The organism is Streptomyces sp. ActVer (assembly GCF_027270795.1).
GTDB classification, from domain to species: Bacteria; Actinomycetota; Actinomycetes; order Streptomycetales; family Streptomycetaceae; genus Streptomyces; species Streptomyces umbrinus_A.
This window is the reverse complement of sequence record NZ_JAPWHT010000304.1, coordinates 1-12819: the sequence shown is the minus strand read 5'-3', so window position 1 is coordinate 12819 and position 12819 is coordinate 1. Positions and strand designations below refer to the sequence as shown.

The following is a 12819-nucleotide window of genomic DNA, read 5'->3' as shown; positions in this document are numbered from 1 at the left end:
GGGGTGGCCGCGTGACGCCCCGCCTGCACGCCCCGCGCGGCCTTCCCGGCGCAGGCAAGTCGACCCTGGCCCGCCGTCTGGCCGCGGCCGGTGCGGCGCACGTCGAGCTGGACGTCCACCGGCGTCGTCTGTGGCCGGACTGTCCGCCGTCGTGGGATCCGTACCGCGGCCCGGGTGTGGCGGTGCAGGCGGCGTTCGAGGCGGAGATCGCCGGATGGCTGGCCGCGGGCCGGGACGTGGTCGCGGACCGAACCAACCTGCATCCGCGGGGCCTGCACCGGTTGGAGCGGCTGGGTGCCCGGCTGGTGATCTACGACCTGCGGGATGTGCCGCTCGCCGACTGCGTGGCCCGGGATGCCGCCCGGCCGCCACGGGACCGGATCGGCGGGGATGCGATCCGGGCGCTGGCCGGGCGGTGGCTGTGACCGCAGCGCACGTTGACCGCCGCCCGTGGGGGACCGGTCGGGCGGGAAACCCTCGTGCGGGCCGCTCAGTTCGCCTGAGACGGCCTGGGGGCGCTTCAAGGCCGCCCGGTCGCTCCAAACCCGCCCAGGCCCCTCTCAGGCTCGTACAGCGCCTCTCGAATCCGTTCACCGCAACTCACCGACAGGAGAACCGTGATGCCCGAACCGTTCATCCAGGCCACCCGCTACACCGTGAACCTGGTCCCCGAAGCCGCCGACCCCGGCGACGTCTACGCCATCACCGTCGAATACCGCGGCGACGACCGCTGGGCCGTCCTCCGGCACAGCCTCTGCCTCAGCGCGGACGGCCGATGGGACCGCGAACACGTCCCCTCCGAGCGTGAAGACGAGTGGCTCGACGTGCACCGCTTCGACCTGGACACCGCCAAGCGCCTCGCCGCACAACAGGCGGCGGACATCGCACCGGCCAAGTGGCGCGCACGCACCCCCGCCGTGTAGTCCCATCCCGCACCCACACCAACCCGCAGAAAGAGGCACAAATGACCACTCGTCGACACGTCGTCATGTGGTCCGGAGGAATCACCTCCTGGGCCACCGCCCGCCACGTCATCCAGCAGCACGGCACAGACGGCGTCACCCTGCTGTTCGCCGACACCAACGCCGAAGACGAAGACCTCTACGCGTTCAACGACGCGGCCAGCGCACAGCTCGGCGTACCGATCACCCGCGTCGCCGACCCCCAGGAGCGCGACCCCTGGCAGGTGTTCGAGGACAAGCGGTGGCTCGGCAACACCCGCATCGCGCAGTGCTCGCACGCCCTCAAGCAGGAGCCGTGCCGGGTGTGGCTCGACAACAACCCCGAGCTGACGTTCGACAACACGACGCTGTACGTCGGCATCGACTGGACCGAGACCGAGCGCCTCCCGGCAATCGTCCACGGATGGGCCCCGTGGACCGTCTCAGCGCCTCTCACCGCCCCGCCGTACCGCGACAAGGGTCAGCTCCTCAACGAGGCCAGGAGCCTCGGGCTGCCGCGTCCGCGCCTCTACCGGCTCGGGTTCGCCCACAACAACTGCGGCGGCGCCTGCGTCAAGGGCGGCCAGGCCCAGTGGATACGGCTCCTGGACGTCTTCCCCGCCCGGTACGCCCGCGCCGAGGCCGCCGAGGTGAAGATGCGCGCGCTGCTCGGCAAGGACGTGTCGATCCTCCGCGACCGCACCGGCGGCACCACCACGCCGCTCACGCTGGCCGTGCTCCGGCAGCGCATCGAAGACCAGCCCGACCAACTCGACCTCTTCGACGAAGGCGGCTGCGGCTGCTTCACCGAGCCCGCCGTGTGAGCCCCACCCACCCCCACAACAGATCAACACCAAGCGCGCGCGACCAAGGAGCCACACCGTGAGCCCACCGCCCTACTATCAAGCCGAGCAGGTCACCCTCCACCTCGGCGACAGCCTCGACGTACTGCCGACGCTCAGCGACGCATCCGTCGACGCGATCGTCTGCGACCCGCCCTACGAGATCGGCATAGCGGACCGCAACTGGGACCGCACCGGCATCGCCTACAACGTCAACCTGTGGACCGAGTGCCTGCGCGCCCTCAAGCCAGGCGGACACCTCCTCGCCTTCGGAGCGCCACGCACCTACCACCGCATGGCCTGCGCCGTCGAAGACGCCGGGTTCCGCATCATCGACCAACTGGACTGGATCTACACGCACGGCAAGCCGAAGGGCACCGACCTGGCCCGGTCGATAGACCGGCGGCGCGACGACCGCGCCCAGGTGCTGGAGGTGACGGCGTGGCTGGCCGCAGCAAGGGACGCCGCGGGATGGACGAACCGGCAGATGGACGCCCTGTGGGGCTTCGACGGCATGGCCGGCCACTGGACCACCCAAGGCAAGGCCGCAATGACGCCGACGCGGGAGCAGTGGGATCGGCTGCAGGCGGAGCTCAGCTTCGATGACACCGAGATCCGTCCAGCCCTGTCGGAGCTGTGGGCGCGTAAGGGCACTGTCGGCGAGGCGTTCGCCCGCCGGGAAATCATCAGTGAGACATGGGAAGCGGCACGGAACACCAGCCTCTACAAGGGCTACTCAGGCCACCGCATCAAGTCCCGCGCTGCGAGCGACGAAGCCCGCCAGTGGGAAGGCTGGAACACCGCCCTGAAGCCCGCGCACGACCCGATCCTCTTGGCCCGCAAAGGGACCGGCTTCGACACGCTCACAGCCAACGTGCTGCGACACGGCGTCGGCGGCCTGAACATCGCCGGATGCCCGGCCGAGGGTGGCGGCTACACCCCGAACATCCTCCTCGGCCACGACTGCCCGCCCGGCGGCTGCCTGCCCAGCTGCCCGGTCCGTGAAGTCGGCGGCGCGGCCCGCTCGTTCCCGGTGTTCCGGCTGAACTCCCGCACCCCCGACTCCGAGCGCGTCGAGGTCGACGGGGTGCGCCACGACACCCCCAAGCCGCTCGCCCTCATGTCGTGGCTGGTGCGCCTCGTCTGCCCGCCGGGCGGCACGGTCCTCGACCCGGTCGCGGGATCCGGCACCACCCTGCTGGCCGCCCGCGGCGAAGGCATGCACGCGATCGGTGTCGAGCTCGACGAGGCGCATGCGCGGATCTGTGTGCAGCGCCTGTCTGAGCCGTACAGCGAATCCCTGTTCAGCGCCGCCGTCCGGTCTGTCTGACACATCCGGATACCAACCACCAGGAGACACCGTGAACCAGCCCGACCCGACCACCGCTTCCCTCATCGGGACCCTCGTCACCTACGACGGGAGCTTCGGCGCCATCACCCCGCTGCTGGCCGCCGAATGCCGCTGCCGGGCATGCATTGCCGCCACCGGCGCCCCCGGTGAGGTCCTGCTGGTTCTGCTCGACCCGCAGGACCGTGAGCCGGTGCTGCGCCACCCCAGGCGTGCATCGCTGTCGTCCGTCGAGGGGGCGGCGTGAGCATCAGCCGGCGCGCCCTGTCCGTCGATGTCTGGGCTGACGGCCGAACGTTCACCCACGCCAGCCACCGAGCTGCCGCCCTCGACGGCAGTCAGCAATTCCGTGACGCGCACCGGGTCGAGACCGTCGACGGTCGAGGTGCTCCGTGGACGGTGTTGTGGACGCGTGTCTCGTGGGAGGCCCGGGTCGGTCCGCTCAGTGTGCTGTCGGTGCTGTGCCTGCCCGGCACCGGCCCGAGCCGTCCGTCGGTCTGATGTTCCCCGCCCGCAGACCGGCCGCCGCCTGCAGCTATCAGGCGGCGGCCGGCCCCCCGACCGTACCGAATCCCTTGGAGTCGTCTTGAACAGCACACCCGAACCACAGACCACCACCGACCCCGTCTGCAAGTTCGAGGAGGGTTGCCACCGCGTCGAGGGCTGCGACCCGGGATGCGCCGTGGACGCCGCACGCATGCACGCCCAACTCGCCGCCGTGCCGCCCGTCCAGGAACGCCGCGACCGGTACGCGGCCCTCGCGGAGGACCTGCGGTACGTCTTCAGCTACAACGGGCCCCCGCACGCCCACGAGAAGCCCGGCGTGTGGGACACCTCCGGGAAGCCCTGCGGCCACTGCGCCCGGTTGGCTGTCGCACAGAGGAACCTTGCGGCCTACGACGCGGACCCCGATGCGGTGCTGGCTGTCGCGGACGCCGAGCAGGCCGAACTGCGGGCCGCGGTCGACACGTCCGAGGACCGCTGCGCCGAGTGCGGTCACTTCCGGGGCGCGCACGAGGACGCCGAGGAGCCGGTCAGTGTCGGCCGCTGCACCGTCTGTGCGGACGACGACGAACGGCACGACTTCGAGGCGGCCGTAGAGCTGCACCATGCCGCCGCCGTGTTGCCGCAGCCCGAAACACAGGCCGGACACGACCTGCCCGAGCGTCTCGAAGCCGCGCTCACCGAACGCTTCACCGAACTCGGCAACCGGTTTTCCCGGATGAGCCGCACCGAGAAAGGCCCCGACGGCTGGCCCGCCTCGCATCCGGTGGGCCCGCACCACGTGGCCGAGGTGCTGCGGGAACTGCTGCACCGGACCGCCGACGAGGAGCCCGAGCCGCGCCTGCCTGACCACACCGTCAACGAGGAAGAGACCCCGCCCACCACCGCGCCCGCCGTCGTGTCGCAGCCCGACGAGGAGGCCTACGTCCCGACGCTCCATGGCGCAGCGGAGCTCGAAGAGAAGCTCGACATCGACGTCTCGCCTGCCGCCGTGCTGCTCTCCACTCGCTGCGACGCCTGTCGGCACACCCTCAACTGGCACCGGAACGACATCGGATGCACCGTCGCACTCTGCGTCTGCGGTCGCTTCCAGCCGCCCGCCGAGGAGCCGTCGCCGTGATCGTGATCGAGTTCCTCGACGCCGTCGACACCCTCACCAAAGCGCTCGCCGTCTGGTTCGTCATCGGCGCCGCGATCGCCACACCGGTGGTGCTGGTCGTGGGGTGGGCGGTGACTCGGGTCGTGAAGTGGGCGTGGCGGGCGGCGAGGAGCGCGTGGGGCTCAACGGCCCCGAGAGAGGCGCTCAGCGTCCGTCTCGCGGCCTCGCAGCCCTCCAGCGTCCCGCACGAGCCCGACGCCCCAGAACGAGCCTCAGAGCCACCGTCCCGCCACTCGCATGAACAAACAGACAGGAAAGCCGCATGACCGACTTCGAAGCCGTCCCCCACATCGAAGCCCACCCCACACGCGACGAGTACGTCCTGGAACGCGCCCTCAGCGACGGCGGCTGGGTCGTGGAGAGCATCACCCCGGCAGCCACCGCCGAGAAGGCCGAGGAGCGGCATGCCGCGCTCAGCCTCCCGTGGGTCCGGGACGCCGAGTTCCGTGTCGTGCGCCGGACCATCACCAGCACGGTCGTCTCGATACGACCTAGCGCTGCGCCGACCGCCTGACCGTCCTCGTGCCGGGCCCCCGCCGGGCCCGGCCCCACACCCAACAGGAGACACGCAGTGACCGACCCGACCATCACCGACCTGCGCCGCGAACTAGAGAAAGCACAGATCGCCCTGATCGCCGCACTGAAACACCTCGGCGCGCACGCCGAAATGAACGCCGCCCTCCACTGCGCAGACCGCGTCATGTACTCGCCACTCCACGCCAAGATCGAAAGCACCATCGGCGGCATCGACCACGCCCTCAACCGCACCAAGCCCGCCGTCACCGTCACGGAGTGGGCGTTGGAGCACTCCGACGCGCACTGCCTCTGGCGGACTCTCCTCACCGACCTCGACCGCTGCCAGCACGGCCGCCACGAGGGCGACGGCTGCGGCCCGGCCGACGCATGCACGGGCACATCAGCAGGGAACCCCCACCTGCGACCCGGCGACGTCATCGGCTACGGCCTGCGAGCCGACCACATCGTCATGCCCGACCGCGACCACAAACACAATGTCGCCGCATGGCGCGTCCAGCCGGGCGAGGAGCCGCAGCGATGACCAAGAAGAAGCTCCCCAACGTCTGCGAAGAACCCGAACCCGTATCCCGCGCCTGGGCCATCCTCCGCGAGGAACTCGGCTTCCTCCTCCTGCATGACCAGCGGCAACGCGTCTACGACGTCATCGCCCACGAGGTGGCCGAGGAGATCCGCCGCGAACGAGACGAGGCGGATGTTCCGGGGAGCCCCGTGACGCCCAACATGGTTCGCGGGATGACGCTCGCCGCAGACCTGGCGGACCCGGAGGTGCAGCGGTGAGCGCGGCCGACGAACTACGCACCACCCGCCCCATGGTCGGCGTCGGCATGCCCGCCGCCCTCCACCTCGACGCCTTCGGCCGGGAGATCGAATCCGCATTCGGACACCTCCCGTACCTCGTCGGCAGCGCATCCACCGGCAAGACGTGGCGGGACGTCGACGTCCGACTCATCCTCCCCGACGACGAGTTCAACGCCCTGTTTCCGAAACCCGCCGAACCCGGCCAGCCCGACGGGCGGTGGGGCCTGCTCTGCGCAGCAATCAGCGAGTTGGCCCGCCAACGCACCGGCTTGCCCGTCGACTTTCAGATCCAGCGCCAGAGCTACGCCAACGACCGCTACCCGGGCGTGCGCCAGGCCCTCGGCCTCCACGACAGGAACGGCCAATGACCCGCCTCCTGCCTGCCCACCTCCGCCCCTGGCGCGAACGCTGCTGCTGGGCCAGACACGACGCACTCGACCCCATCTGCCCATGGACCAACATCCCCAGGGACGGCGCATGACCGACCGCCACACCGTCGACAGCATCACCTCCGACGCACTCGACCAGCTGTACCGGGAACGCGACGAAGCCCGCCAACACGCCGCCACCATCGCGGCCCAACGCGACCGACTCCGCCAACGCATGAACACCCTCGCCGACCGCTGGGACAACGCCCTTGCCCCCGACAAGGCTTACGCCCGCACCCTCCGCGACGAGATCAGCGTCGCCCCCTTCGACCCCGACGGCGCCATGACCGTGCACGACTACACCGAACACGGCCGGCACTGGTGGGCGTTCCGCTGCTGGGGCACCGACATCTGCGACGGCTGGCTCGGCCTGGGCCATCACACGCAGACGTCGGCGCTGCTGGAGCGGGAACGGCATGTGGCCGAGGCGCACGGAGAGCCCGGGCCGGCAGCGACCGAAGCGACCGAACCCGTCGTATCCGTCCACGGCGCACGCGACCTCACCCCTGACGCGCGCGAAGGCCTGGACGCACTCATCGGCGTCGCCAAGAAGCGGATCACCGAGGACAGCCCGGCCGCCGCGGTCGAAGTCCGTGACCCGTGCCCCCGCTGCGAAGGCTCCCCGGCGCTCATCCCACGCCACGCCATGACCGACCACATGCGCGCACACCACCCCGAGGAGCACCCAGTGCGTGACCTCCGCGTCCTCGCACCACGCCTCCCGCGAACCACCCGCGTCCGCCTGCGCGCCGAGCACCACATCGACGGGGCGGCCGTCTGGCTCATCGAGCGCCGGCACTTCCGGGTGGCGCGATGGTTGTGGCGGGTATGCCGGATGTGGTGAGCGGCCGTGCCATCCTGGCCGTGTGCCTGGTGCGGTCGACGGGACCAGCCGCCGCACCAGGTCGGCAGCGAGGCCCCGGCTGCGGCTTGGGGCTGGTCGGCGCGCCACTTCTCGGCGAGGTCTACGAGGTCGCCGTTCTTTGCGACGGTGCGCCACCAGGCCGGGCCGCGAGGGTTGTGGTGCTCCTGGATCCAGCGGATGAAGGTCTCTCTCTCCTCGTCGGCCACGACGTCGGCATCGCGTACGACGCGCTCAGCCAGAGAGAGAGGAGGTAGTTGAGGAGATAGAGGAGTAGGGGTGTCCGGATCGGACACCCTTCCGGGCCAGAAAGAACACCCTTCAGCGTCCGTAGGGTGTTCTTCTTGGCCACCCGCCTCTCCGTAGGGGGTTCGAATCGGACGCACTACTGATCCCGTAGGGGGTTCGTTCTGGACACCCTTCGGATCTGTAGCCGGTTCGTTCTGAACCGCCAACGTGAGCGGACACCCGCAGCCGGACCCGCCGGGACAGCCGGCCGGGTTCAGGTGCAGGAACCGGTACTTGGCGACCTTGCCGTTGTGGCCGCCGCCCCACTGTCACACCCGGCGTCTACGCTGGACGCGCGTCCACGGTTCGGCTGGCTGCCGCCCGGACGCGGTACTACACGCCGAAGCCCCCAACCGTCTCGTACCGGGTGGGGGCTTCGCAGTGCGCGGGGCTACTCGACGGACGCGATCGCCTCCGCATAGCCCGGGCGGTCCGCGTACGGAAGAGCGAGCAGGCGCAGTGTCTTGCACGGGAACTGCTGGTCGCACGTCGCGCACTCGAAGCCCTCGACGCCGTCCAGATCCCACTTCGGAGCGGGGCGCCGATAGTGCCACCGAACGATCTGCCGCTTGGCGTCGATCTCCCGCAGCACCCGAGCCGGATCATGCGCCGCGATGAACCGGCCGCGCTCCGCCTCCAAGAAGTCCTGCGACCCCGTGGCCACCATGTCGCCCTCACGCCGGGCCAGGACGAAACCGTCGTCGTAGTGCCAGTCCGGCCCGAGCTCCTCAGCCGCTGCGTCCGCGCGCGCCTTGTCGACGTCGAGTTGCTCGCCGAGCCACCGCACCAGATCATCCACGCCGCAACCTCCTCCACACCCGAACCCACCACGAACGAACCGACGGCCACTCCGGACGCGCCTGCCTACGCGCCATCGCGAAGTAGTCGGCGCTGTCCAACTCGCCGCGCATCCACCGGCGGCCAGCCTCAACCATCGGATCCGGATGACGCGACAGTTCGTCCGTCACTGGTCGTACCCCGCGCCCTCGTCGCCGTCGAGCCACGCGTAGTAGTCGCTGCCCTGCCACGCCGTATGCCGTTGGTGGTAGCCGCGCTCTCCGCAGTACACGGTGTCCGGCATCGGCTCCTCCCGGAACGTCGCTGGGCACGGGGCGTCGTCGTCCAGCTCAGCCATCCGACGGCTCCGGCTTCGCCTTCTTCAGCTTCTCCGCCACGTCGGCCGCCTCGTACCAGGTCTGCGCCCGCTCTTCGAGGCTCGGCCGCATCTCCTCCTCGGCCAGCGCCGACAACTCCGCACCCTTCGCCGTAAGCGCCTCCACCACCTCGGCGACAACAGCCTCCCGATAGGCGGCGAGGAGCTGCGCCGCCTCATCCAACGGCGTGGCGTACACCCCCGCCACATCGTCGTACGGCGGGGTGTCCAGGGCGGACATGATCGCGAGACGCGGATCGGTCGTCGTGGTCACAGGCACTCCTTCGTCTCAACGGTAAGGATCTGGCGGACTCGGCCGAAGCTGATTCCCACGGCCTTGCCGATCTCCCTGTAGGTCATGCCGTCAGCGTGCATCTGCCGGAAGAGCCTCTTCCGCTCGGACCGGTATGCCGCCTCCAGTTCCTCCATCATCTCGGTCAGCATGCGGAAGCGGACCGCAGGCGGCTCGGCATCCACCTGCTCGAAGAAGGCGTCCAGCTCGGTCAGCACGAACAGCGGACCAGTGGTCTTCGCCTTGCTCCTCTGTGCGGGTGCGGCCACCGCCCCGGGGCCGCCGATCTTGTTGCCCGGCGGGCGCAGCTGCGCGATGGCCTCCGTCTCCGCGACGTAAGCGGCCTCGCGCGTCGGGTGCCACTCGTCATCGCGGCGGACAACCTGCGACCACCAGTCCTTGTCGCGGTGCTTCTTGCTGCGCTGCTTCGGGTCGTACGCCGACCCGATGTAGAGCAGCGTCCCCGCCTCGTCGTACAGGCGGTACACGGCCGCGCGGCGCGGCGCCTTGTCGGTCTCGTTCGGTACAGTCACAGTGCGCTGACTCCAATTGGTGCACCCGGCCCGGGCGGTGCTTACTCACCGCTCGGGCTTCTGTCATTCCTCGGCCGGTTCGTCGGCTACCTTCCGGCGGGTAGAGCGTCCGGTCTCCTCTGCCTCGATCTGCTGCACTCGGGTCAGCGAGACGCCGATCGCCTTAGCGATCTCCCGGTACGACATCTTCCGCGCCCGCATGCGCACAACGGCGTCGTGACGGATCTTCCGTAGCCGCTTCTGCTCCTCGGGCAGGCTCTTGAGGAGCTTGCCCGCGTCGAGCGCCGTGGCGACGTCGTCGTCTTCTTCAACTAGCGAATCGACAGTCGCTCGGACCGCTTCGATCACGCGCTGCACCTCCTCCGAACCGGTCTCCTGCTCAGGCAATGCCGCTCCCTCCGGGGTGGGAAGGCCTACCTACTGGACCAGTGTACAGGGACCCTGTACGGTGGTCCATGAGAAGGCCCTCCGCCTCTCAATGCAGAACGGCCCGGCAGGAAATCTCACCTTCCTGCCGGGCCAGCCATCACCTGATCTGACCAGGAGTGACCAGTGCCCGATCGTAGTAGCCAGCCCCCTGACCAGCCCAGCCCGCGCACCGCTGCGCAGCGTCTCGCCACCCAGATCCTCGCCCGCACCGCAGACCACCTCACCAACATCGGCCCCAAACCCATGGCCGACAGCTGGCGCACCGCCGCCCTCAACACCGCCATGAACGACGTCCTCGACCCGGTCGAAAGCAAATACCAGAGGTCCGCCGCCCGCCGCGCCGTCCTCATGGCCCTGCCGCCGATCACCGGCACCACCGTCGAGTACGCGGCCCGCGTGCGGGAACTGGCGGTGGCGGCGTGAGCGAGCAGCAGCCCACCGACGGCACCCCCACGAACGGCCCGGCGATCGTCGCCCACCACTGGATCATGACCGTCCAGTCCGCCGACGGCCGCCAAGGCACCAGCGACGGCAACATCGACGTCATCCCCGGCGTCCACACCGACGAGGCCACATACTCCAGGGTCCTCAACGGGATGCGGGAGTGGATCGGGTCCGAGAACATCACGGTCCTCTTCTACCGGCTGGCCCCCAGCACAATCGCCGCCCCTGGCGGTGCCGCATGAGCGAGCAGCAGCCCAAGCAGTGCGGCACCTGCCACGGCAAGGGCGGCCGCACCGTCGACACCAGCAGCAACGGCGTGCAACGGCAGAACTGGAAGACCTGCGGCACCTGCCAGGGCAGCGGGCAAGCGGGCGGTGGCCGCTGATGAACCTCCGCGACTTCGCCCGCAGCCTCCTGCCGGGCAACGACCAAGCGCTCGCTGCCGACATGCGCGCCGACACCTCCCGCAGAAACCGGGCCGGCCACCGACGCAGTGGCGCCGCCCGCGCCGCCCGCCAAGGCCAAGCCTGGGACGACGCCGACCGCGACCGCGAGCGCACCGGACGCCGAAGGAAGCGCACATGAACAAGCAATCGGCCATCCAAGCCGCAGTCAACGCCGTCGCAGTCGCCACCCAAGCCGCCAACGACTACGGCCAGGGCTCAACCGAATACGCCGCCGCCCACACCGAGGCCAAGGAGAAGGTCACCGCCGCCCGCCGACACGGCGCGACAGACGACGACCTGCGCAACACCCGACCCGCCTGACCTACCCCCGATCGGCCGCCCTCTCGCGCTTTCCGTCCCCCACGGGCGCGGGAGGGCGGTCCCCGCTTCACGACACCGGAGCCCACCGTGAAGAACACCGGCGACCGCCCCGAACTCACCGAACTCCAACGACGACTCATCATCGGCGTTGCAGGCGGCGTTGCCGTGATCGCCGCGATCGGCTTCGCCGGGTCCTACGCCGCAGTGCGTGAACTCGCACAGGCCAAGGGCTTCGGCAAGTTCGCCATGATCTTCCCCATCGGCATCGACGCCGGCATCTTGGTGCTGCTCGCCCTCGACCTGACCCTCACCTGGCTGAGCATGCCGCTCGCCCTGCTGCGCCACACCGCATGGCTCCTCACCGTGGCGACGATCGCGTTCAACGCCGCCGCAGCCTGGCCCGACCCGGTCGGCACCGGCATGCACGCCGTGACGCCGGTCCTGTTCATCGTGGCGGTCGAGGCGGCCCGGCATGCGATCGGCCGGATTGCGGACATCACCGCCGACAAGCACATGGACTCCGTCCGTATGGCCCGGTGGCTCCTCGCCCCGGCGTCGACGTTCCGGTTGTGGCGGCGGATGAAGCTGTGGGAGCTGCGCTCCTACGACCAGGTGATCCAGTTGGAGCGGTCCCGGCTCGTCGAGCAGGCCCACCTACGCGGCCGGTACGGCAGGCGGTGGCGCACGAAGGCCCCCGTCGAGGCGGTCATGGCGTTGCGGCTCACCCGGTACGGGCGGGAGCTGTCGCTCGTGAAGGGCGTCCTCGACATCGAGCACGCTGAGCCGAGCGGCTCAGCCCCGGCTCGCCCCGAACTGCCCCCTGTGAGCCGTCAGCCCGAGCCCGTTGAGCCTGAGCCGGGCAGTGAGCCGGTCGACTTCGAGACCACCGTCACGACGGCTCTCACCGTCACCAGCCGTGAGCCCCACACCACGCTGGCCGACCCGGTCCAGCCGCTCGGCCACACCCCTGACCTGCCGGTCTCACGTGAGCCCGTCTTGGGCCCGGCCGTGCCGCTCGCCGTGAGCCGCCTTGAGCCGAGCCTTGAGCCCGGTGAGCCGGAGGTCGACGAAATCGAGCAACAGATCACCCAGCTCGCCTCCCGGCTCAGGGTCGGGGAGCAGCTCACCAAGACCACCGCGGCTCAGCTCCTCGGCGTGAGCCCGGCCACCGCAGGACGTCGGCTCAAAGACGCACGCGCCCGCATCGACGAAGGAACGGGGTTCTACCCGTGAGCCAGAAGCCCGGAGCCGATGAGCTCCGTATCCGCGGAATCCTCCGCCAACGCGGCGTAGGCCCCGACGCCCCACCCGCGACCGTCCCGCCTCGGCCGGCCGTACGCCCTCGGGACTGGCTCGACAACATCCTCGACGCCAACGCCACCACCCCGCCGACGCCTGCCGAGGAGCCCCCAGCCGAGCGCCCCGAGTCGCCCTCCGGCCCCACGCCCATCGCCGCGGTCAAGCCGCCGAAGCGCCGCAAGCGGAAGCCCAGCC

Annotated in this window: 24 protein-coding genes and 1 pseudogene; 20 read left to right on the top strand and 5 right to left on the bottom strand. The window is 70.1% G+C overall.

Features of this window, described 5'->3' with window-relative positions; translation table 11 throughout:
- The 13 genes from O3Q52_RS36280 to O3Q52_RS36220 form a co-directional block, all read left to right on the top strand.
- The coding region (locus O3Q52_RS36280; RefSeq protein ID WP_269652868.1) for an AAA family ATPase at positions 1 to 425 on the top strand (425 nt) is incomplete at its 5' end.
- A gap of 195 nt (positions 426 to 620) precedes the next feature.
- Positions 621 to 923: a hypothetical protein gene (locus tag O3Q52_RS36275; RefSeq protein WP_269652867.1), complete on the top strand. Its 303-nt coding sequence runs from the start codon at positions 621 to 623 to the stop codon at positions 921 to 923.
- Between the two features lie 41 nt (positions 924 to 964).
- The gene (locus tag O3Q52_RS36270; RefSeq protein ID WP_269652866.1) at positions 965 to 1765 is read left to right on the top strand and encodes a hypothetical protein; all 801 of its coding nucleotides are present in this window, start codon (positions 965 to 967) and stop codon (positions 1763 to 1765) included.
- 58 nt (positions 1766 to 1823) lie between these two features.
- Positions 1824 to 3113 (top strand): DNA methyltransferase, encoded by a 1290-nt coding sequence (locus tag O3Q52_RS36265; RefSeq protein WP_269652865.1) that lies wholly within the window; start codon positions 1824 to 1826, stop codon positions 3111 to 3113.
- Between the two features lie 31 nt (positions 3114 to 3144).
- Positions 3145 to 3378, top strand: coding sequence for a hypothetical protein (locus O3Q52_RS36260; RefSeq protein WP_269652864.1), 234 nt, complete (start codon positions 3145 to 3147; stop codon positions 3376 to 3378).
- On the top strand, positions 3375 to 3632 hold the full coding sequence (locus O3Q52_RS36255) for a hypothetical protein (RefSeq protein WP_269652863.1): 258 nt from the start codon (positions 3375 to 3377) through the stop codon (positions 3630 to 3632). The genes O3Q52_RS36260 and O3Q52_RS36255 overlap by 4 nt, the downstream gene beginning before the upstream one ends.
- 85 nt (positions 3633 to 3717) lie before the next feature.
- Positions 3718 to 4755, top strand: coding sequence for a hypothetical protein (locus O3Q52_RS36250; RefSeq protein ID WP_269652862.1), 1038 nt, complete (start codon positions 3718 to 3720; stop codon positions 4753 to 4755).
- Positions 4752 to 5060, top strand: coding sequence for a hypothetical protein (locus tag O3Q52_RS36245; RefSeq protein ID WP_269652861.1), 309 nt, complete (start codon positions 4752 to 4754; stop codon positions 5058 to 5060). The genes O3Q52_RS36250 and O3Q52_RS36245 overlap by 4 nt, the downstream gene beginning before the upstream one ends.
- Positions 5057 to 5308 (top strand): hypothetical protein, encoded by a 252-nt coding sequence (locus tag O3Q52_RS36240; RefSeq protein WP_269652860.1) that lies wholly within the window; start codon positions 5057 to 5059, stop codon positions 5306 to 5308. Before O3Q52_RS36245 ends, O3Q52_RS36240 begins: the two co-directional genes overlap by 4 nt.
- A gap of 57 nt (positions 5309 to 5365) precedes the next feature.
- Positions 5366 to 5851, top strand: coding sequence for a hypothetical protein (locus O3Q52_RS36235; protein ID WP_269652859.1), 486 nt, complete (start codon positions 5366 to 5368; stop codon positions 5849 to 5851).
- Entirely contained in the window at positions 5848 to 6108 is a 261-nt protein-coding gene (locus tag O3Q52_RS36230; protein WP_269652858.1) for a hypothetical protein, read from the top strand. Before O3Q52_RS36235 ends, O3Q52_RS36230 begins: the two co-directional genes overlap by 4 nt.
- Positions 6105 to 6497: a hypothetical protein gene (locus O3Q52_RS36225; RefSeq protein ID WP_269652857.1), complete on the top strand. Its 393-nt coding sequence runs from the start codon at positions 6105 to 6107 to the stop codon at positions 6495 to 6497. Before O3Q52_RS36230 ends, O3Q52_RS36225 begins: the two co-directional genes overlap by 4 nt.
- Before the next feature lie 109 nt (positions 6498 to 6606).
- Entirely contained in the window at positions 6607 to 7401 is a 795-nt protein-coding gene (locus O3Q52_RS36220; RefSeq protein ID WP_269652856.1) for a hypothetical protein, read from the top strand.
- A gap of 697 nt (positions 7402 to 8098) precedes the next feature.
- Here the strand turns inward: O3Q52_RS36220 and O3Q52_RS36215 are convergent.
- The 5 genes from O3Q52_RS36215 to O3Q52_RS36195 form a co-directional block, all read right to left on the bottom strand.
- On the bottom strand, positions 8099 to 8506 hold the full coding sequence (locus tag O3Q52_RS36215; protein WP_269652855.1) for a DUF6221 family protein: 408 nt from the start codon (positions 8504 to 8506) through the stop codon (positions 8099 to 8101).
- 165 nt (positions 8507 to 8671) lie between these two features.
- Complete coding sequence (locus tag O3Q52_RS36210; protein WP_269652854.1) at positions 8672 to 8842, bottom strand: hypothetical protein; 171 nt, start codon at positions 8840 to 8842, stop codon at positions 8672 to 8674.
- Positions 8835 to 9134, bottom strand: a complete 300-nt coding sequence (locus tag O3Q52_RS36205) for a hypothetical protein (protein WP_269652853.1) — start codon at positions 9132 to 9134, stop codon at positions 8835 to 8837. Before O3Q52_RS36205 ends, O3Q52_RS36210 begins: the two co-directional genes overlap by 8 nt.
- Positions 9131 to 9685 (bottom strand): GIY-YIG nuclease family protein, encoded by a 555-nt coding sequence (locus O3Q52_RS36200; RefSeq protein WP_269652852.1) that lies wholly within the window; start codon positions 9683 to 9685, stop codon positions 9131 to 9133. Before O3Q52_RS36200 ends, O3Q52_RS36205 begins: the two co-directional genes overlap by 4 nt.
- A 63-nt stretch (positions 9686 to 9748) precedes the next feature.
- On the bottom strand, positions 9749 to 10072 hold the full coding sequence (locus O3Q52_RS36195) for a hypothetical protein (protein WP_269652851.1): 324 nt from the start codon (positions 10070 to 10072) through the stop codon (positions 9749 to 9751).
- A 165-nt stretch (positions 10073 to 10237) separates the two neighbouring features.
- On the opposite strand from O3Q52_RS36195, the gene O3Q52_RS36190 reads away from it, so the two are divergent.
- The 7 genes and pseudogenes from O3Q52_RS36190 to O3Q52_RS36160 all read left to right on the top strand — a co-directional run.
- The gene (locus O3Q52_RS36190; RefSeq protein ID WP_269652850.1) at positions 10238 to 10537 is read left to right on the top strand and encodes a hypothetical protein; all 300 of its coding nucleotides are present in this window, start codon (positions 10238 to 10240) and stop codon (positions 10535 to 10537) included.
- On the top strand, positions 10534 to 10800 hold the full coding sequence (locus tag O3Q52_RS36185; protein WP_269652849.1) for a hypothetical protein: 267 nt from the start codon (positions 10534 to 10536) through the stop codon (positions 10798 to 10800). The genes O3Q52_RS36190 and O3Q52_RS36185 overlap by 4 nt, the downstream gene beginning before the upstream one ends.
- The gene (locus O3Q52_RS36180; protein WP_269652848.1) at positions 10797 to 10943 is read left to right on the top strand and encodes a hypothetical protein; all 147 of its coding nucleotides are present in this window, start codon (positions 10797 to 10799) and stop codon (positions 10941 to 10943) included. The genes O3Q52_RS36185 and O3Q52_RS36180 overlap by 4 nt, the downstream gene beginning before the upstream one ends.
- Entirely contained in the window at positions 10943 to 11143 is a 201-nt protein-coding gene (locus tag O3Q52_RS36175; RefSeq protein WP_269652847.1) for a hypothetical protein, read from the top strand. Before O3Q52_RS36180 ends, O3Q52_RS36175 begins: the two co-directional genes overlap by 1 nt.
- Complete coding sequence (locus O3Q52_RS36170) at positions 11140 to 11325, top strand: hypothetical protein (protein ID WP_269652846.1); 186 nt, start codon at positions 11140 to 11142, stop codon at positions 11323 to 11325. The genes O3Q52_RS36175 and O3Q52_RS36170 overlap by 4 nt, the downstream gene beginning before the upstream one ends.
- A 138-nt stretch (positions 11326 to 11463) precedes the next feature.
- Positions 11464 to 12558 (top strand): DUF2637 domain-containing protein, encoded by a 1095-nt coding sequence (locus O3Q52_RS36165; protein ID WP_269652869.1) that lies wholly within the window; start codon positions 11464 to 11466, stop codon positions 12556 to 12558.
- Positions 12555 to 12819: pseudogene (locus O3Q52_RS36160) on the top strand (hypothetical protein); the annotation flags it as partial. The gene O3Q52_RS36165 and the pseudogene O3Q52_RS36160, both read left to right, overlap by 4 nt.